The organism is Arthrobacter sp. PsM3 (genome assembly GCF_030433895.1).
Lineage (GTDB): Bacteria > Actinomycetota > Actinomycetes > Actinomycetales > Micrococcaceae > Arthrobacter.
On sequence record NZ_JARUXE010000007.1, the window covers coordinates 47,159 to 64,043 of the forward strand.

The 16,885-nt window shown below is 66.0% G+C and carries 20 protein-coding genes and 1 pseudogene; 5 read left to right on the top strand and 16 right to left on the bottom strand.

The genetic code is table 11. The features are described from left to right. Positions 1–1,839: a putative bifunctional diguanylate cyclase/phosphodiesterase gene (locus tag QCD75_RS04965; RefSeq protein ID WP_301226290.1), complete on the bottom strand. Its 1,839-nt coding sequence runs from the start codon at positions 1,837–1,839 to the stop codon at positions 1–3. A gap of 272 nt (positions 1,840–2,111) precedes the next feature. After that, entirely contained in the window at positions 2,112–2,519 is a 408-nt protein-coding gene (locus tag QCD75_RS04970) for an SRPBCC family protein (RefSeq protein WP_301226292.1), read from the bottom strand. Positions 2,520–2,626: 107 nt separating this feature from the next. On the opposite strand from QCD75_RS04970, the gene QCD75_RS04975 reads away from it, so the two are divergent. After that, positions 2,627–3,118 (top strand): Chromate resistance protein ChrB, encoded by a 492-nt coding sequence (locus tag QCD75_RS04975; protein WP_301226294.1) that lies wholly within the window; start codon positions 2,627–2,629, stop codon positions 3,116–3,118. A 206-nt stretch (positions 3,119–3,324) separates the two neighbouring features. Here the strand turns inward: QCD75_RS04975 and QCD75_RS04980 are convergent, their stop codons facing one another. From QCD75_RS04980 to QCD75_RS04990, 3 genes are all read right to left on the bottom strand, one after another. Further along, positions 3,325–4,509 (bottom strand): alkaline phosphatase family protein, encoded by a 1,185-nt coding sequence (locus tag QCD75_RS04980; RefSeq protein ID WP_301226296.1) that lies wholly within the window; start codon positions 4,507–4,509, stop codon positions 3,325–3,327. Next, positions 4,506–5,834 (bottom strand): alkaline phosphatase family protein, encoded by a 1,329-nt coding sequence (locus QCD75_RS04985; protein WP_301226298.1) that lies wholly within the window; start codon positions 5,832–5,834, stop codon positions 4,506–4,508. The genes QCD75_RS04980 and QCD75_RS04985 overlap by 4 nt, the downstream gene beginning before the upstream one ends. Positions 5,835–6,283: 449 nt before the next feature. After that, positions 6,284–7,198 (bottom strand): polysaccharide deacetylase family protein, encoded by a 915-nt coding sequence (locus tag QCD75_RS04990; RefSeq protein WP_301226300.1) that lies wholly within the window; start codon positions 7,196–7,198, stop codon positions 6,284–6,286. A gap of 405 nt (positions 7,199–7,603) precedes the next feature. On the opposite strand from QCD75_RS04990, the gene QCD75_RS04995 reads away from it, so the two are divergent. Then, positions 7,604–7,972, top strand: a complete 369-nt coding sequence (locus QCD75_RS04995) for a hypothetical protein (protein ID WP_301226302.1) — start codon at positions 7,604–7,606, stop codon at positions 7,970–7,972. Between the two features lie 28 nt (positions 7,973–8,000). On the opposite strand, the gene QCD75_RS05000 is transcribed toward QCD75_RS04995, so the two are convergent. Beyond that, a complete protein-coding gene (locus QCD75_RS05000) occupies positions 8,001–8,192 on the bottom strand; it encodes a three-helix bundle dimerization domain-containing protein (RefSeq protein ID WP_301226304.1) in 192 nt (63 codons plus the stop codon). Positions 8,193–8,538: 346 nt separating this feature from the next. Between QCD75_RS05000 and QCD75_RS05005 the strand changes: the two genes are divergently transcribed. Both QCD75_RS05005 and QCD75_RS05010 read left to right on the top strand, forming a co-directional pair. Beyond that, positions 8,539–9,090: a hypothetical protein gene (locus QCD75_RS05005; protein WP_301226306.1), complete on the top strand. Its 552-nt coding sequence runs from the start codon at positions 8,539–8,541 to the stop codon at positions 9,088–9,090. A 182-nt stretch (positions 9,091–9,272) separates the two neighbouring features. After that, the gene (locus tag QCD75_RS05010) at positions 9,273–9,824 is read left to right on the top strand and encodes a hypothetical protein (RefSeq protein WP_301226490.1); all 552 of its coding nucleotides are present in this window, start codon (positions 9,273–9,275) and stop codon (positions 9,822–9,824) included. Positions 9,825–10,538: 714 nt separating this feature from the next. On the opposite strand, the gene QCD75_RS05015 is transcribed toward QCD75_RS05010, so the two are convergent. Continuing rightward, the gene (locus QCD75_RS05015; protein WP_367400632.1) at positions 10,539–10,856 is read right to left on the bottom strand and encodes an alpha/beta fold hydrolase; all 318 of its coding nucleotides are present in this window, start codon (positions 10,854–10,856) and stop codon (positions 10,539–10,541) included. Between the two features lie 170 nt (positions 10,857–11,026). Between QCD75_RS05015 and QCD75_RS05020 the strand changes: the two genes are divergently transcribed. Continuing rightward, positions 11,027–11,638, top strand: coding sequence for a recombinase family protein (locus tag QCD75_RS05020; protein ID WP_301226308.1), 612 nt, complete (start codon positions 11,027–11,029; stop codon positions 11,636–11,638). A gap of 110 nt (positions 11,639–11,748) precedes the next feature. Here QCD75_RS05020 and QCD75_RS05025 read toward each other — a convergent pair whose 3' ends face one another. From QCD75_RS05025 to QCD75_RS05065, 9 genes and pseudogenes are all read right to left on the bottom strand, one after another. Next, positions 11,749–12,321 (bottom strand): sulfocyanin-like copper-binding protein, encoded by a 573-nt coding sequence (locus tag QCD75_RS05025; RefSeq protein WP_301226310.1) that lies wholly within the window; start codon positions 12,319–12,321, stop codon positions 11,749–11,751. Then, positions 12,318–12,575: an SHOCT domain-containing protein gene (locus QCD75_RS05030; RefSeq protein ID WP_301226312.1), complete on the bottom strand. Its 258-nt coding sequence runs from the start codon at positions 12,573–12,575 to the stop codon at positions 12,318–12,320. Before QCD75_RS05030 ends, QCD75_RS05025 begins: the two co-directional genes overlap by 4 nt. Positions 12,576–12,766: 191 nt before the next feature. Further along, entirely contained in the window at positions 12,767–13,177 is a 411-nt protein-coding gene (locus QCD75_RS05035; RefSeq protein ID WP_301226314.1) for a DUF302 domain-containing protein, read from the bottom strand. A 211-nt stretch (positions 13,178–13,388) separates the two neighbouring features. After that, positions 13,389–13,658, bottom strand: coding sequence for an SHOCT domain-containing protein (locus QCD75_RS05040; protein WP_301226316.1), 270 nt, complete (start codon positions 13,656–13,658; stop codon positions 13,389–13,391). A gap of 179 nt (positions 13,659–13,837) precedes the next feature. After that, positions 13,838–14,302, bottom strand: a complete 465-nt coding sequence (locus QCD75_RS05045; protein WP_301226318.1) for a hypothetical protein — start codon at positions 14,300–14,302, stop codon at positions 13,838–13,840. A 7-nt stretch (positions 14,303–14,309) separates the two neighbouring features. Further along, positions 14,310–15,188 (bottom strand): F510_1955 family glycosylhydrolase, encoded by an 879-nt coding sequence (locus QCD75_RS05050; protein ID WP_301226320.1) that lies wholly within the window; start codon positions 15,186–15,188, stop codon positions 14,310–14,312. Positions 15,189–15,267: 79 nt separating this feature from the next. Beyond that, positions 15,268–15,879, bottom strand: a complete 612-nt coding sequence (locus tag QCD75_RS05055) for a DUF305 domain-containing protein (RefSeq protein ID WP_301226322.1) — start codon at positions 15,877–15,879, stop codon at positions 15,268–15,270. Between the two features lie 139 nt (positions 15,880–16,018). Next, a complete protein-coding gene (locus QCD75_RS05060; protein WP_301226324.1) occupies positions 16,019–16,486 on the bottom strand; it encodes a hypothetical protein in 468 nt (155 codons plus the stop codon). A 62-nt stretch (positions 16,487–16,548) separates the two neighbouring features. Next, a pseudogene (locus QCD75_RS05065) lies at positions 16,549–16,812 on the bottom strand (heavy metal translocating P-type ATPase); the annotation flags it as partial. Positions 16,813–16,885 lie beyond the last annotated feature (73 nt).

The window sequence follows — 16,885 nt, forward strand, 5'->3', positions numbered from 1 at the left end:
CTACGGACTGGCTGTGAACGGTGTATGAACAGGGTCGGGGCGGGTTTGGGGCGCCCGGGGGATGGTCCACCCGGGTGGACCATAGCCGGCAGCCGCTGTTCGGGTGTTCTGGGTCAGGTCGATTTCCTGTGCGGGGAGCGGGACGGAGATGAGGTAGCCCTGGGCGTTGTCGCAGCCCAGTTGACGCAGCACGGCGAGCTGGGCGTCTCTTTCCACGCCTTCGGCTGTCATGGTGAGGCTCATGGCCTTGGCCGTGGTGATGATGCCGGCGACGAGGATGGCGGAGGTGGGGTCGGTGTCGATCAAGTCGATAAAGGACTTGTCGAGCTTCAGTCCGGTCAGGGGCAGGTCGCGCAGCATGGCTAGGGAGGAATAGGCCGTGCCGTAGTCATCGAGGGCGACGCCGATGCCGGCGTCGATGAGTGCCTGTAGCTGTGCCGCGGCGGACGGGAGATCCGTAATGGCGGCGGTCTCGGTGATCTCGATGTTCACCAGGGACGCCGGTACTCCGTGCCGGCGCAGGGCGGCCTGGAGATCGTGGACCAGGTTTCCGGCGGCGAGCTGGACCGGGGAAATGTTCACGGAAATCGCACGGGGGCTACCGGCGTCGGCCCAGCGCCGGGCCTGGGCGCAGGCGGTATCAATGACCCACCGGCCGATGGCGTGGATGTCCCCGGTGTGTTCGGCGACGTGGATGAACTCAACGGGGGAGACTTTGCCGAGCTCCTGGTCCTCCCAGCGCAGCAGTGCCTCCACGGCAGTGCAGGAGCCGGTGGAGATGTTCATGAAGGGCTGGTAGTGGAGGCTGAAGCCTGCGTTGGCCAGGGCGTGGGGCAGCCGGCGGCGGATTAGCGCCTGGCGGGCGAAGCGGGCGGCGGGCCGGCAGGGGTCGATGCGGCCCAGCCGGCGTTTGCCGTCGTGTTTTGCCTGAAGCATGGCGGTGTCGGCGAGGCGGAGGAGGTCCTCCAGGCGTGCGGCCGGGGTCCCGTCGTCGATGTCGGTGGACATGGCCAGGCCCAGGGTGGCGGTGAGCCTGAGGTCGTGCCCGTCATGGGTCAGGGGTTCAGCAAGCGATGCCAGGATCCGTTGCGCGATGGAGCGTGCTGTGGCCTCATCCACGTCCACGAGCAGCACGGCGAATTCGTCCCCGCCCAGCCGGGTCACCAGATCCGCTGGCCTCGTGCACGCCCGGAGCCGTGCGGAAAACTCGGCCAGCACGGCATCGCCGGTCCGGTGTCCGAAGGTGTCGTTGGTGATCTTGAAATCATCCAGATCCACATACAGGATTGCCGTCGGGGACGAATCGGAGTCGGTGGCGCCCACCAGCGGCGGACCTTGCTCTTCAAGGTGCCTTCTGTTGGCCAGGCCGGTCAGAGGGTCGTGCAGCGCTGCCTGCCGGAACAGGACCGAGAGACCTTCGAAGATTTCGGACACCGGAACGATGCGCGGTCCATCCGCCGCGAGCACTAGCAAATCTTCATACCGGTGCTGTTCCTGCCTGGCCAGGACCACAGCGGCAGCGGCCCGAAGGTCCAGGGACGGCGGGAGTAAGGTGCCGGGGGGCGGGAGGAGATCCGTTGCCTCGACCCTGGCGTTGAGTGCCCGCCCGTAGCCCAGACGCCCCGTCATCCGGTGGTCCAGTTGGGCCCGCGTCAACAGGGACGGTATTCCGGCATCGTTGATGACCACAGCCCGAAGCGCACGGTCGGCCCGGAACAGTGCCTCGATCTCACCGGAGGGTGTATCACCGGGGAGGACCAGGGCCCCGCAGCCGAGGTCGCCAATCACGGGTTCCGCCGGGCGCGGGGCCCGGACGTGCATATCGGGCTCATTAGTCACTGACCCTTATTACCCGATGAAAGCGAACAGAAAACATACACCATGCCAATAATCCGGATTTAACCCATTGCAGCAGATCGCACGGCGAACCCGGCCGGGCCGCGGTCCAACAATGCGCCGGCCGTCAGCATCTCCCGCAGGGCCCTGCGCCGCCTTCGGACATTCCCCAGGGTCCGGAAGCCGTTGGTCCGGCGACACGTCAGGACATTCGTCGTGGTCCCTCAATCGGCCGGACCAGGCCTGGCAAACAGTGGGGCCGGGGCGGCCCGGGTTCAATTGAGGATTTCCGCGCGTTGTTTGGCTGCCGCGGTGAAGCCGGTCAGAATTTCCGTCGTGACGGCCCAGGGTGAGCCGACGAGTCGGCCCAGGGGTCCAAGTTCGTCTTTGACCGTCAGGCGGGTCATTCCGGCTTCCGGCGTCAGGATGAAGGTGCGAACAAACGAGTACCACGGCGGTGCTCCGCTGGTCCAGGTCATCACTTTTCCGGGAACTTGTTCAACCCGCAGGCGGGTCCGGCCCCGCGCACGGGTGCGGATCTTGATGGTGCCACCATTTCGTACTTCCCCGCTGATGGCGATGATCCCGGAATCCCAGACCGGGAAGTTTCCGCTGTCGGTGAGGATCTCCCAGACGGCGGAGTTCCCGGCATCGATGAGTGTGTGTGCCTCAAGGCAGTCCATATCGGACAGGGTATCCCGGCCGGGAGGCGGAGGCGGTCCGCTAACGGTTTGGCATAGGCGCGTGACGGCACGCAGAATCCTGGGGTGTTGGCGGATACGGTCGTGGCATGACGTGGCTGATTCTGATCGTACGGCTGGGCCGGGCCGCACCCCGGCATCGGCGCCGCGTCTACGCAGAGCTCAGTGATGGCGGTGCCGTGCGTGTTTCCGACGGGGTGTGGGGCATTCCTGACACCGGATTCCACCGTGCAGCGGTAAATAAGGCCGAACGCAGCGCGGCAGCAGCCGGCGGAGACCTCCTCATCCTGGCGACCACCCCGGAAAATGCGTCCAGCCACGCGGTCCTCGAAGCGAAACTGGCCGAACGCCTCAAGGCTGAGGCCGCCGCAATACATCAACGGTGCGACGCGTTCGCCGTGGGGCGGCCCGGGGCCCCGGCAATGCTTGAGCACGAGGACCGGGCGCAGGCATTTATGAAGCTTCAGCACGATGCGCACCGGCTCTCGGACCTGGACGTGATCGGGCTGGAAGCCGTCGTGTCCGCCACAACGCGGGTGGCGCAAACCGTCAGGCTCCGGGGGACCGCCGAGGCTGCCTGACACCACAGGAACCGGTGCCCCGGGGACATCGTCAGCACGGCCGTAATGCCTCGTTTGAATCTCATCACCGGCCGCGGGCATCCGGGAGGCCGTGATCCTGGGGATCGGGGATACCGCTGAATCCTGCCTGCCGGGGGCGGCAGGCAGGATTCAGCGTCAACACGGTGTTCCTCGAACCGGTCCTTTACGCCGGTCGTGTTCCGGCGTTAGACCTTGGCGTTATAGACGTCGAGTCCGAAGCGGTTCAGCCCCGGCGTCCCGGCATACCCAAGGTAGGGCAGGCCGAAGGTCTCTTCGATGCTGGCGAGCAGGCTGTAGTGGTTGTACGGGGTGGTGGACCAGGTGCCGCCTTTGGTGAACGGGGAGAGGACCAGCGCACCGACCCGGCCCCCGCCCATTCCGGTAATGCCCGGAAGCGGTGAGTTCGGCCCGGGGCCTTCCCCGCAGCAGGCGGCAGCATCGGACTGCGGGCCGTCGGATTCGTCGAACGTAATCACCAGGATGCCGTCCTGCTTGAATGCCGGGGACGAGGTGATGGCCGGGACCCACTGCTTGAGCCACTGGTCGGCGCTGGCCAGACCGCCCGGTTGCCCGTCGACACAGGGGGAGTCGTGCCCGTCGTGGCAGAGGTTCGGCGTGATCATCGACAGGTTCGGGGTGGTGGCAGCGGAGGTGAGGTCCGTCTTGAGGGCGGCGAGGTCGACGTCGTTCTTCGCGCACTCCGGTGAGCCGGTGATCCCGGCGAAGTAGACGAACGGATTGTGGCGCGCCGCGTACTGGTCCCCGACCTTGGCCTTCTGCGTGTCATCCACAGCGCCCAGTGCGGGGTGCCGGCAGGAAGTTCCCATGTCCTCCATATAGCCCTTCCACGTTTTGCCGGCTCCGGTCAGCTGGCCGGCCACGGTGGGGACGCCGACCGGGAAGACACAGCCGTCGCCGACGGCCTGGCCGGGACTGGCCGTGCCGGTGCCGACGAACGGTGTGTAGCTCTGGCAGTCGGCCTGCATCTGCGGGTTCGGCCCCTGTCCGGAGATCTGTGCCACGTAGTTGGGCTGGGAGTTGTGCGCGGTGCCGAAGTACTGGTTCAGCAGCACCCCCTGGGCCCGGAGGGTCTGGGAGAGGTATGGGGCGGCCGACGCCGGACTCCAGGTCTCGTCGTAGCCCTTGTTCTCGAGGTTGATGACGAAGACGTGCTTGGCTCCGGGCAGATAGCTCTGGGCCTGCGTGGCCGTCGGAGCGCTTGCTGTGGCAGGCGGCTGGGCAGGTCCGGAGGCAATTGCCGCTGCGGCGAGCAGGACGGCGGCCGCGGCGGAGGCGCGCAGGGTCAGCCGGCGGCTGCGCTGGCGGGATCCTGCAGTCGGCGTCGTCGGGTGCTTTGTTTTGGGGCTCACGGGAGTGTCCATCCGTCGGCGAGTGCTTTCTCTTTCAGGCCGGACCATTCCTCGGCTGGCGGCGGCCCGACGGGGGTGCAGGCAGGTCCCGTCACGAACGGCGGGACAAGGTACCTGGGGGCGGCAAGGTTAGGGGCTGCACTGAAATCCAGCACCTCTGCAATGTTCCGGGCGGCTTTGTCCCGCGGCGTCAGCGGCGGCAGGCTCCACCGCCACTCGATGGCCTTCAGAACCGAGGTGTGGTCGTAGACGTCGTGGGCGACGTACCGTCGTCGGGCGCGCGGTGAGATCACTACGGAGGGCACCCGGAAGCCGCGCAGCGCCGTGTCCGGACTCGTGTCCGGGGCGCTGGCCGGCGGGACGTGGTCGTAGAAGCCGCCCCACTCGTCATAGTTGATCACCAGCATCGTGCTGGCCCAACCCGGGCCGGTGGTGACGGCGTTGTAAACCTCTGCCAGGAAGAGTTCGCCGGCGCGGATGTCCGCGTGCGGGTGGTCATCCCCCGAGGTGCCGGAGCCCTCATCGGTGAAGCGTGGGTCCACGAAAGACACTGCCGGGAGGCTGCCGGCGGCACAGTCCGTGAGGAATTCGGAGTAGTGGTGCGAGATTCCGAGGTACTTCGGACCCCAAAGAGCGGTGAAGGGGATATCGCCGTAGTAGTACTTGCCGGACACTCCGGGGGTGGACAGCCGGTCCCAGATGGTCGGGAGCGTGGACGTCACGGTGGAGTTATGAAGCCTGTCCGTTGCGGCAGCGTGCTGGTAGAACCTGTTCGGGTAGGTTTCGGCCATCGTGGCGGCAAAGTACCGGTCGCAGACCGTCCAGTCCGGTCCCGCCTGGCGCCAGAAATCCAGGTCGGCGCCCTCGTAGTAGCCGACGGCGAACTCGTCGTTCTCCCCTGCCCGGAGCCAGCCGTCGTTCTTGCCGTCGTTGTACTGGATCCGGCCGCCCTCGTAGGAGTGGTCCGGGTCCGGGTGGCCGCAACCCTGGAAATCCGCCAAGTGGTGGGTGGTGTGCGGGATGCCGTAGCGGTCCGTGTAACTCAGCCCGGCCTGTTTGCCGTCCGCACCGGGCATCCAGCCGAGGAAGTGGTCAAAGGAACGGTTCTCCATCATCACCACAATGATGTGGTCGATCCCGGAAGCCGCCGCGGCCGGCAGGGCAGGCGTGGCGGCCGTGGCCGCCCGCAGCGTGCTGCCGGTGGCTAAGGCGGTGGCGGCGGCAGTACCGGCCACACCCAGGAAATTACGTCTCGAAAAGTTCACGTCTGATTCCTTCATTGTCAGGTCCGGCTTCAGCGCCACCAGGGTGTCTGGGTTAGCCACACGGGTAATCGATCCCGGGGCCGGAAAGGTTACGCCTCGCCGTTCCGGCGGCCGCGGCAGTGGCGGCCATTTCCCGGTTGTTGCCCGGACTGCGGCTGCGCAGAGGACGGCGGCACCTGCCCTGCCGGCCGGCTGGCCGGTTGAAAGCAGGGCAAGGAAGTTACTGATGGGTAGAGTTCACGCCCCAAAGTAGATCACGGAACGGTTACAGTCCGGGCCGATAGCGGGTCCGTTCATACAGTGTTCACCGCACGTTCCCCCGAAATGCCGCGGTATTCAACCAACGGCAAGCCGCCGCTCGGACACGGGTATCCACGGCCCGTTGGGGCCCGGCGGGCAGATGCTGGCATTCGTGCGTTCGTGAATCCGGACGGGGTTTCACTTCCAGGCCGGGATGGCCGGATAGATGTCTAGGATGCTTGGGGCGTAGGACCGAACCGCCAGAGTGTTCAGATGCTGCTGGTTTGGGGGAGCGGGAGGAAGGTTTCGCCGCGGTCCTTCATGAGCGCCAGGGCACGCGCGAGCCCGGGGGCCGTGCCGCCGGCGGGGTGGTTGCCGTGGGCGATGACGATGTCAGTTGCCCGTGCCCGGGTGATCTCGCGGGTAACCGTCGCGGCGGGGAACGTGGCGCCGGCGTCGCCGTTGATGGTGAATCCGACCGGGATCAGGCCCAGGGAACGGACGATGTCGGCGGAGACTTCATCCATGTACGCGGTACCTGCTCTGAAGTAGCGGGGCCGGACTCCGGTGAGGTCGGTGAGGCGTTCGTTGTTGGTCATGATCTCGTCGTAGACCTCGCCGGGGTTCCCGGTGCCGGGGATTCCGTAGGCGCACTTGCCGGTGACGGAGAGGGGGTGGTGGGAGGTTCCATGGTTGCCGAGTTCGAAGAGCGGGTCACCGGCAAGGTCTTTGGCTAGGGCCTGGTTTGCAGTGATCCATCGGGAATTCAGGAACAAGGTGGCCGGGATGTGCTGCTGCCGCAGCAGGGCTAGGAGCGCCAGGTCGGCGCCGTTGCCGCTGGTCCCGCCGCAAAAATCAAAAGTGAGTGCCACCCCCGCATTCGTGGAGGGCAGCCGGGTCAGCACCCCGGGTGCCTCCAGTCCCCAGTACGTCGCAGCGTGTCCGGCAAAGGTCCTGGTCACCTCGTCCCGGGTCAGCACTCTCACTGGCTCACCGACGACGTCCGAGGACAGAGGGGCCGCTGCCGGTGCCGGAGAGGGGGCCGCGATTCCGGCCGCCGCATTAATTGCGGAAGCATCTTGCCCGGTTCCGGCAGTCCCGGTTTCCGGGCGGTAGGGAGCGCAGCCGGCCAGTGCCATGGTGGCCGCCAGAAGAAATGACCTGCGGTCCGGGGTCCATGCCACGGCGGATGTTCCGATCTCTTCAGAGTGAATTACAGGAGGAGCAACCCGGTCCCTGGTGGTGGGCCGGGGCTGCAGTCCCCGATGGCTGGGCGCCAGGGCAGAGCAGTGGTGACGTTGCTGGTGCGAAGCCCACGCGGGCCCAGTGGACCCCCGTCTGTCGCCCTGCCAATCTTAGGCTGAGGCGGGACCCCGGCCGCCCACCGTGGCGCTGCGGAACCCCACGTCAGGGCCTGGAATTCTGAACTTTCATTCCCACGTAACGCTTTGTTCGTGCGGCGTTCTTTTGGCTCACAGGCTTTCGCCGGATGATGCGATAGTCCGGTCAGCAGTGCCGGCCGCCCGGTGGCAGGAAGCCATGGCGGACAGCAGCCTCACTGTGGGGTTCCGGAGACCTATTCGGGGGCCTTGATGATTGAAGACCGTGAACGGGCAATCGCCTACATCACCGGACGAATCTGCACGCACTCCAACGCCCGGCTCATCAGGGATGTGGAAACCGGACAACTCATCATGATGAGCGGGGAAGTGACCGAGGACCGCGTCCACGTCTATGACCTCCAGACCCGCGGCTACGTCGCGGGAAGCCGGACAGCGGGCAGGTGGAACCTGTTCCACACCAGCGACAACGCCACGATCGTGCTCATCCAGACCGAACCCGGGCGGTTCGCGGGCCTGGACCAGTCTTCCGGACAATGGTTCACCGTCATGGTGACCGGCCGGATCTCCCTGGTGAGGGACTTCGTCCCCGGACGGTCCCGGCGCTACTCACTCTGAACGGACCACCCTGCCGCCCGGGGCAGGCTCACCGGGACAGACGCGCCCTGGCTGCATGCTCCACCAGGACCGGCACATAGTCCCGGACCCGGCCACCCTCCAACGCCCTATGTTCCTCCCGCACCGCCTCTTCAATGCTGGAGCGGGAAATGTCCGGAAAACGTTCCGCGAGCCGGTCTACCACATTCCCAACGGCCCGCAATTCCTCGTCTGTGTTCACTCCCCAAGTCTCGCGCCCGCCGCCCGGACAGGTCAAGGAAAACCCGGCTGCCGCGCGCCAACCACCGGGCCGTCCCTGCCGGCGGCCGCCAGGCCCTAACTGCGTGGCGGCCATGTCCAGGGACGCAGACACTCCAGAGGCCCGGGAGCCGGCCCCTGCAGAGGAAGCTGATGCTGCCTCCGGAGATCGGCATCCCCGGAGGCAGGAGGTGAACAGGAACTGAAAGAACGACCGAAGGAGCTGCGCAGGGGTGATTCCGGGGAGGGACTGTGCCCGGGTTAGTTCCGGGCGTCCAGGATCTGAGGGACCCGGTGAGGCGGCCGCACCCCGGTCCGAGAAGAATCCCATGAGCAATCACGACGAGAATTCCGGGGTCTCCATGCCTATTCTGACAACCCTTGCCACGAGCAAATTCCTGATCACATCGATCACAGCAGGCGCCATCGCCCTTGGCGGCGGCGCCGCAGCATTTGCCACCACCACCACCCTTCCCGGCAGCCGCGACACCCCGGCCGTCACGGCCAGCCCTGCGGCGCCGGGCCCGGCAGACACATCCGCGCTCAGCCCGTCCGCCCCGGCAACGCCGGCCCCGGAGGCACCCGCACCCTCCACGCCTGCCACCGCGCAGACGCCGGCATCCGAGCCCCCTGCCGCAAGCGGAACACCCGTCGAGGACGCGGCCGGTCCACCGGAAACGCCGGTACAGGAAGAGACTGCTGTGCCGGCAGAGAAGACCCGGTTCCATTCGCCCCGGCGACCGAGGAACCCAAAGCGACTCCCGTACCGTCACTTCAGGCCACGGGCACCACAGACCGTGAAGCCCCGGAAGCCGGCACCGCCCCGCACCGCGAAGGCGACGGCGTTTGCCTCCGGTGATGATGGGCATGAGGGCCGATGAGTTCGCGGGCGTCGATGAGGGTGCCCCCCGTTCAGGGAGCGGGCAGGCTCTTCCCATCATTGTTTCGCCTCTTTGGCCCCGGCTGTGGTGGATGGTCATCGTCGGGGGGCGGAGGGCACCGCCGGCGAGACAGGTTCCGGCCGCCTGACGATTTGGGTTGAGTGTGGAATCCTTGGCTTGTGATGGCTTTGAGTTGGCAACTGATGACGCCGGGTGTTTTCGAAAACGGCGGCAGGTCGGCCGGCCCTGCGGCAGAGCTCTGGCAGATAGACCCGCGCACCCTTCGCGAGGTTGTTGTAGATCGGGCGGCGATGAAAGCCCGGCTGGGGGAGTACCCCAGCGTGGAGCGCGTCTGGGCGCTGTCCCTGCTGGGCCGCAGCGACCAGGCTGCCGTCGAGGGCCAGGAACTGCTGGACGGAGCGAGGGACAGGTTCCGGCCCCTCCTAGTGCTCGCCCATGCCCGCTGGTATCAGTACCAGTGGCACGAGGCGGCCCTCCTCCAGGAGGAAGCCCTACAGCTCGCGCGGACCCCGACCATGGAGGCGCTGGTCCGGTACGAGATCGGCCGGCGTTTTCTGGACGAAGGCAGGTACCGGGACGCGGCCGTGGAGCTGGACTGGGCGTACGATCTGTACCGCACAGCCGGACAAGAACGCCTGGCACGGGTCTGCCGGCAAGGACTGGAACGCACCCGAAGAGTCCTCGCTGCTTCAGGAATTACCGAAACGGGCTGACGGGCCCAGGTGCCGCGATGGCCGTGGCCGATGATGACATTCCGGCCTTCCGTGGCGCCGTCAGTGAAGTTCTTCGGGGCATGCCAGCGCGGCCCCGACTGCGAACCGGGCCCGGACCGGTGCCGCTAACTTGGCCGCAAGAGCGATCCAAATTCCGATCCGACCTTTTTTGGCCGTGCTCAGATGGGATCCATTGGCTCTGTGGCTTGTCCTGTTTTCCGTTGGCCCTTCATTCGATGCCCGTCTACCTGTGATCGTTTGCGAAGCGGCTGAAGTCTCTGGAGAGGTACAGGGTCAGCGCTGCCGAATTTGTTTGACCCTCGGGTCCGGAGGTTACAAGGGACCCGGCATTGACGGCATGGCCAGGGCCCTTGACGACGGTTGCGCCGGTCCAGCCGAGATTGCCACTGCTTGCCGCGCGGCTGTACCGGGTAAGCGTGCAGATGCACAGAAGAGAAGCAATCCCTGCCAGCGGGCTACGGCTCTGCGAACCGGAATCCTCAACTGGCTCTACGACCGGTACCTCGCGGGTGAGGAGGCTAAAGACTTTGCATCCTTCAAGGACTGAGTCGTACGGCCTTTGAGCTGGCCCGAATTCCGCAACTTTCCGCGATTTCCCAGTGCTCAACAGATTTCTCCCCGCTCATCCCGCTAACCCAGGCACCAGAACTTTCGCCGGGCCTGTGACCAGGAGGCCGGAAAGATCGTACGAGCTCAGTTTGCGGGTGTTCGCGCAAAAAATTCGATCACGGCCGGGGTGACCTGCTGTGCGAACTCCTCAAAGAATCCATGCCTGCCCCCGGGATGGACCTGCAGGCCCGCGCCGGGAATCCGGTCAGCGAGCAGACGGGCGTTCTGCACCGGCGTCATCAGATCATCCTCCCCGTGGAGGATGAGCGTCGGGGCAGTGATCGAGGGCAAGAGGTCCCAGGCGTCGTGATGCCTGCTGGCCTTGCGGTGCGCTGCCAGCTCCTGCGGAGTGGGAGGCTGCGCGGATGCCGCAGCGAAGAATCTGTTCGCCGGCTCCGGGATACCTTTGCAGGGCTTCGGATGACCCTCGGCTTCCTGTCACAAACAAAAGATCAGCCACCCTTTGCATGACTTAGAATAAATAACGGATTAAGTGACATCTACTGATTCCAGCCTGGTTTGGAATCTGGCTGTCACTTAAACGAACGTATAAATGACAGAGGAGAACTGCTGTGCTGGTCGGATATATGCGCGTCTCCAAGGCCGACGGATCCCAGACCACGGACCTTCAGCGCGATGCGCTCTTGGCCGCCGGCATCGCCCCCGACTCCCTCTACGAGGACAGGGCCTCCGGAAAGAAGGAAGACCGCCCAGAGCTGGCCGCCTGTCTCAAAGCCCTGCGCCACGGCGACACCCTGGTCGTCTGGAAGCTCGACCGGCTGGGCCGGGACCTGCGGCACCTGGTCAACATCGTCCACGACCTCACCGAACGCGGCATCGGGCTCAAAGTCCTCACCGGGCAGGGCGCCGCAATCGACACCACCACCGCCTCAGGCAAGCTCGTCTTCGGGATCTTCGCCGCCCTCGCCGAATTCGAACGCGAACTCATCTCCGAACGCACCCTCGCCGGACTCGCCTCCGCCCGGGCCCGCGGCCGCAACGGCGGCCGACCCTACAAGATGACGCCCGCCAAGGTCCGGCTCGCCATGGCATCCATGGGCAAACCCGGAACCAAAGTCAGCGACCTCTGCACCGAACTCGGCATCACCCGCCAGACCCTTTACCGGCACGTCTCACCGACCGGGGAACTGCGCCCCGACGGTGAAAAGCTCATCTCCCCATAAGGGTCGGTGAAGTTACCGGGCCACCACCGATGTCGGTGACAGAACCATCTGTCACCACTGCTGACTGTTTGCGGGCGTCAATGTCGCGAGGCGGAGACTTCCCGAAGGGACTAGGTGACCGTGAGTTGGGTGTACATGCCGGCGGCGTAGTGGCCGGGGAGGTTGCAGACCAGTTCGTAGCGCCCTGGCGGCAACGTGACGGTGACCCAGCCTGACGCGCCGGGAAGGATTCCTTGCCCGGTGCCTTCGGCGCAGGTGTTGGACGCTTCCCCGAGACTGCCCGCCTCATCGATTTTGGCGTCCGTGCCGATCGGGCGGGTGCCGGTTATTTGGCTCTCGGGAAGGGGAAGGATGACGATTTCGTGGCTGATGGTGCCCGCGTTGGTGACCAGGAAGGACACCGGGCCGTGCGCCACAGTGTTTCGGTCTGCCGTCATGCGCATGGCGCCGCCCATCATACCGTTGGGCCGGCTCATCATGGGTCCGCCCATGTTGGTCAGTGAAACGGAGACGACCGGTCCAGGAAGATTTGGTGCCACGCAGCGGGTCCGGGACAGAAAGCCGGTTCCCCCGGGGTTCACAAGACTGCCCACGACGCCGACAGCTACGAGGGAGAGTGCGGTCAGAAGAATCACGGCCGCTGTCCCGATAATGATCTGGCCGCGGCGGCTCAACGAGTTCAATCCTGGCGCCTGAGCGCCGTGCGCCGGGCAGTGAACTCCTGCTCGTCGATTTCCCCACGGGCGAAGCGCTCAGTAAGAATACGCTCAGCGTCGTGGTGCGGCGGCCGCTGTGCGGCCGGTCCCTCACCCGGATGGGGACGCCGGAGCAGGAGCACAACGACAGTGACGACTCCGCCCCAGAAAATCAGCATCAACAGGGCCATGGCTAGCCACGCGCCGATACCCCAGCCATTCCCGTCCCAGCCATACATCATGATCAGACCTCCTCTTGTGAAACTACGTTGGGCCCGCTTCCCGGAACAGTGCCCAAAGGCCCGGCGGGTGTATGGCGGGTGTATACAGTCTGCTTCAGGGCCGGCGGCGGCCGGCCTTGCTCCGGTGCGCGCGGGGACACAATGGTCTCTTTTTCGCGTCCCATGAGCCTCCGGTCCGGAGGCCAGGGGTCTCAGGCGGTTTGGAGCTCTTTCAATGCGGCCCGGAGCCGGTCGTCGGCTTCGCCGGCGACCAGGGCGACGGCCGGGGCGCCACTGAGCTTGACCATTGTCTGCGGGTCGATCGTCTGTATGACGGTCGCGTCGGCGTCGCTGCCGCGCCGGATGACGACGTTGCAGGGAAGGAGCAGTCCCATGTCCGGTTCCGCGGTGAGAGCGCGCTGGGCCAGGGCGGGGTTGCAGACGCCCAGGATGAGGTAGTCGCCCAGGGACTGTCCGCTCTCCTCCCCGAGCTTGGCCTCGAAGGTTGAGCGGACATCGATTTCGGAGAGGACTCCGAAGCCCTGTCCCAGGAGCGCCTCCCTGGTCCGGCGCACCGCTTCCTCGTACGGCAGGGCGACGGTGATGGTGTGTGCGTAGCTCATGGTTATGCTCCTCCATTGGGTTTCACTGTGAGTTAATGACGCCGCATCGCCGTATCACTGCTGCGGAGGACCTCGGGTTCACTGATGTCCCGTCAGCCGGACGGCTGGAACCCGGCGCCGGAGCCCCGCAACAGGTCAGCCGCGCCCGTCAGCGCGGCTGCGGTTCCGGCGCCCCCGAGGATGAGGGCAGTGCGTCGGCGGACAGGCCGCATCAGTTGTCGCCCTTGAGGGTCCTGAGTCGCTCGTGGTACTCCTCCGCTGTCAGCTCGCCTCTGGCAAAACGTTCATCCAGGATCTCTCTGGGTGTGTCTCCACTGCCCGCAAGCCCGGCGCCTCTGCCGTCCGGGGAGCCCGCGGATCCGCCGCGGCGCCTGCCGGCAGAGAACCATATCCCGAGACCGGCAAGCAGCAGGACCCCGACGATCAGCAGCAGCCAGAACATCCACGTCCAGCCCATGCCTGATCCGTATCCACCCATCATTTATCTGTCTCCTTATCCCGCGAAGTCGGTACTGACCGGCCTGCAGTGATATTTATGAGGCTACACCCTAATACCCGTAGGGGTATATGTTCGTGCGTTCTGGTGGACGATCTTGAAAATGTTCTCAATGCGGTCCCGCCGGCCTTCGCTCCTCAGGACTCGCACCGGGGCCACACAGGCTAGCGAAGTATCAATCTGGCCAGCACGGTGATTAGACCCAGAAGAAAGAGCAGAAGGCGGAGGAAGACGCCCGTGTATTCGGCGGCTTTGATCTGGGCAGGTTCCGCGGGCCTGGGAAGGCCGTAGAGTGCGGCGCCGAGCCACAGCTGGTACCGGCGGACTTCGTCACGGAAGATGGACCACGCGACGGCGAGGACCATCATAGCAAGCCCGAGCTCCACGGTGATGCCGCTACGGGCGGAGGATGATGTGCCGATCCCGTATGAGGCGGCAACATCCAGGCCGGCTGCGGCCAGCAGGACGCAGCCGGTCAATTCCCAGCGACGACGCACCGTACGCCTGGCGGGGGTCGTCTCCGAACGGGTCCGGGCGCCTTTCCGGCCAGGGCGGTTCAGGGCAATCCAGAGCGCGATGGCAGTGAAAACGATGAAGCCCCCGAACAGGACCATGAACGGGTCACGCATCGCGGGGTCAGGAGGCGTTGGCGGGACGGAACGTGTCGCCGGCGTCGGTGGAGACGACGAGCCCGCTGGCAGTGGCGGCCCAGATCACCAACTTTGCGTCCGGGCCCTTCACAGCCGCCACAGCCTGGACCGTGTCCTGGATTGTCCCCTTCCGGATCCAGGTCGCGCCGGCGTCCGTGGAGGTGTGGACGGTCCCATCCGGTTCGACTCCCACCGCCTCGGCGGGGCTGGCGAAGGCGGCGAACTGGACCACGGGTCCGGAGTCCACCATGGTCCAGGTTTGACCGCCGTCCGTTGAGCGGCGGATCCCTTGCGGGGTGGTGGCCAGGACCGTGTCGCTGGTGGGGTTACCGGCGAGGACGGCCGGGACAAAATCAGCGGCCACCGTGTTCCAGGTCTTCCCGTCCGGGCTGGTGCGCAGCGCGTCGTCGTAGCCGATGATCCCGGATTTGGTCGCGGTGAGCGCGTGGAAGTCGGATTCACCCTGGCGGGAGAGCTGTTCCCACGTTTTACCGGCGTCGGTGGATCTGATTAGCCCGATCGGGTTGGGAAGGCCGGAGCCTTCGCCGGGGTGTCCGGATGCGTAGAGGACGCCGTGGTCGGTGCCGGCGGTGAATCCCATCAGGTCGTTGGTGGCGCCGAGTTTGGCAGCTGGTTGTTTCGTGACGTCGAACAGGCCTTCGTGGGTGGCCAGGAGCACCTGGCCGGTTTCGCTGCTGACGCTCAGACCGTGAACATGGGCGTCAGGCATGGCGGTTCCGGTGCCGGCCGGTGAGGGTCCTGCCGTGCCGGAGGCGGGACTGCATGCCGAGAGGGCGAGGATGAGGCCGGTGCCGGCTGCCAGGATGGTTGCGGCGCGGCGGCGGGGACGGGAGGGACGGGGCATGGGGACTCCAGGGATTCAGGCGGGGCATGGCAAGGGCGATGGCGCCGGCCTGTGAAGGGCCGGCGCCGGAGGACACCGGTCAGAGGGTGGCCAGCAGGTCCTGCATTTCCTTGATTTCGGCTGTCTGGGAGGTCACGATTGCCTTGCTCAGCTGGATGGCGTCGGGGTTTTTGCCTTGGCTGATTTCAGTCTGGGCCATCGCCACGGCGCCCTGGTGGTGGGCGATCATCCCGGTCACGAACAGCTTGGCCGCTTCGCTACCCTGGGCGGTGTCGAGCCTCTTCAAGTCGTCATCGCCCATCATCCCGTCGCCCATGCCATGGCCGGACGCCATCTGGGCCGGTTCGTTCCAGGTCTTGAGCCAGCCCGTCATCTGCTCGATTTCGGGTGCCTGCGCGGCCTTGATCTTGGTCGCGAGCGCGGTGATCCGGGCGTCCATGCCCTGCTTTTTGAGCATCATGTCGCTCATTTCCACGGCCTGGGCGTGGTGCGGGATCATCCCTTGGGTGAACATGGTGTCCGCCGCGTTGTGGTCCGAGGCGGCCGGGGCGGAGCTGGAGGACATCCCCATCCCGGTTTGGCCCATGCCCGGCATGGAGCTGGCAGGTGTAGTTCCGGAGGTCCCGGCGCAGCCCGCGAGGGCTATGACGGAGGCAAGGCCAAGGGCAGAAAGGGTCAGAGTTTTCTTCATGGAGTTCAAGTCCTTTTAAATCATCAAATCGGCGTTGTCGCACGACTGCGGATATAGCGCCATAACCGGGCTGAACGGCCGGCAGGTGCGTATCGGGTAAGCGGGGCGCGCCGGGCAGGACACGGCGCAGCGTGGCCGTTTACGTCCGGCTGATGGAAAGTTGGCCCGGAGACGGACTTCGAGGAATGAACCCGTATCCGATGGCGGGGACGCCGGTGGGGGGCCCGCCGCCGGAAGTCAGGGGCGTGGTGCCCGGCGGCGGAGCTGCCAGTGTCGTGGTCCCGGGAGAAGGGACGCAGTCCCCGCCCATGGAGGACATCATCGTGCACCCACCGCTATCGCCGCACGATGGTCCTGGTGCGTGCGTGCTACCCGGAGCTGCGGAGGTCCCCTGGATCTTGGTGATGTCCGCGACGTGGCCGGGGTACTCAGGCGCCGGCATGGCATACGGCGCCCCGGTGTCATGACCGGCGGCCGCCGCCGGCATGGCGTGCGTGCCGGTCATGACGTGCATACCCAAAATGCCGGCGACGATCACCAGCAATCCCGCGAGAAGGGCACCCCGGAGGAGAAACGCCGTGGCGCGCCGGGCTGAGATGGCGGTCATGGTGTTCCTCCTTCCGTGCGGGCTGGATGGCTTCAAGAATACCGGCCCGGGAGGGCCCGGGTTCAGCGGACCTGGGCGGGATTGAGTTTCAGCCGGCGCAGCAGCTGCGCGTTCAGGGCCACGACGATGGTGGAGGCGGACAGCAGCACGGCCCCGGCGGCAGGCGAGAGGACGACCCCGGCGAAGGCAAGCACACCGGCGGCCAGCGGGACGGAAATGATGTTGTAGCCGGTGGCCCGGATGAGGTTCTGCCACATCTTGCGGTAGCTGGCCCGGGAAAGATCCAGCATCGACAGGACGGCCCGGGGGTCGTTGCCGGCCAGGACGCACCAAAGTGTCACCGCAGTGGAATGATTTGGCACACCTAGCCTCCGTACGCGGGTTTCGAATCGAAACACG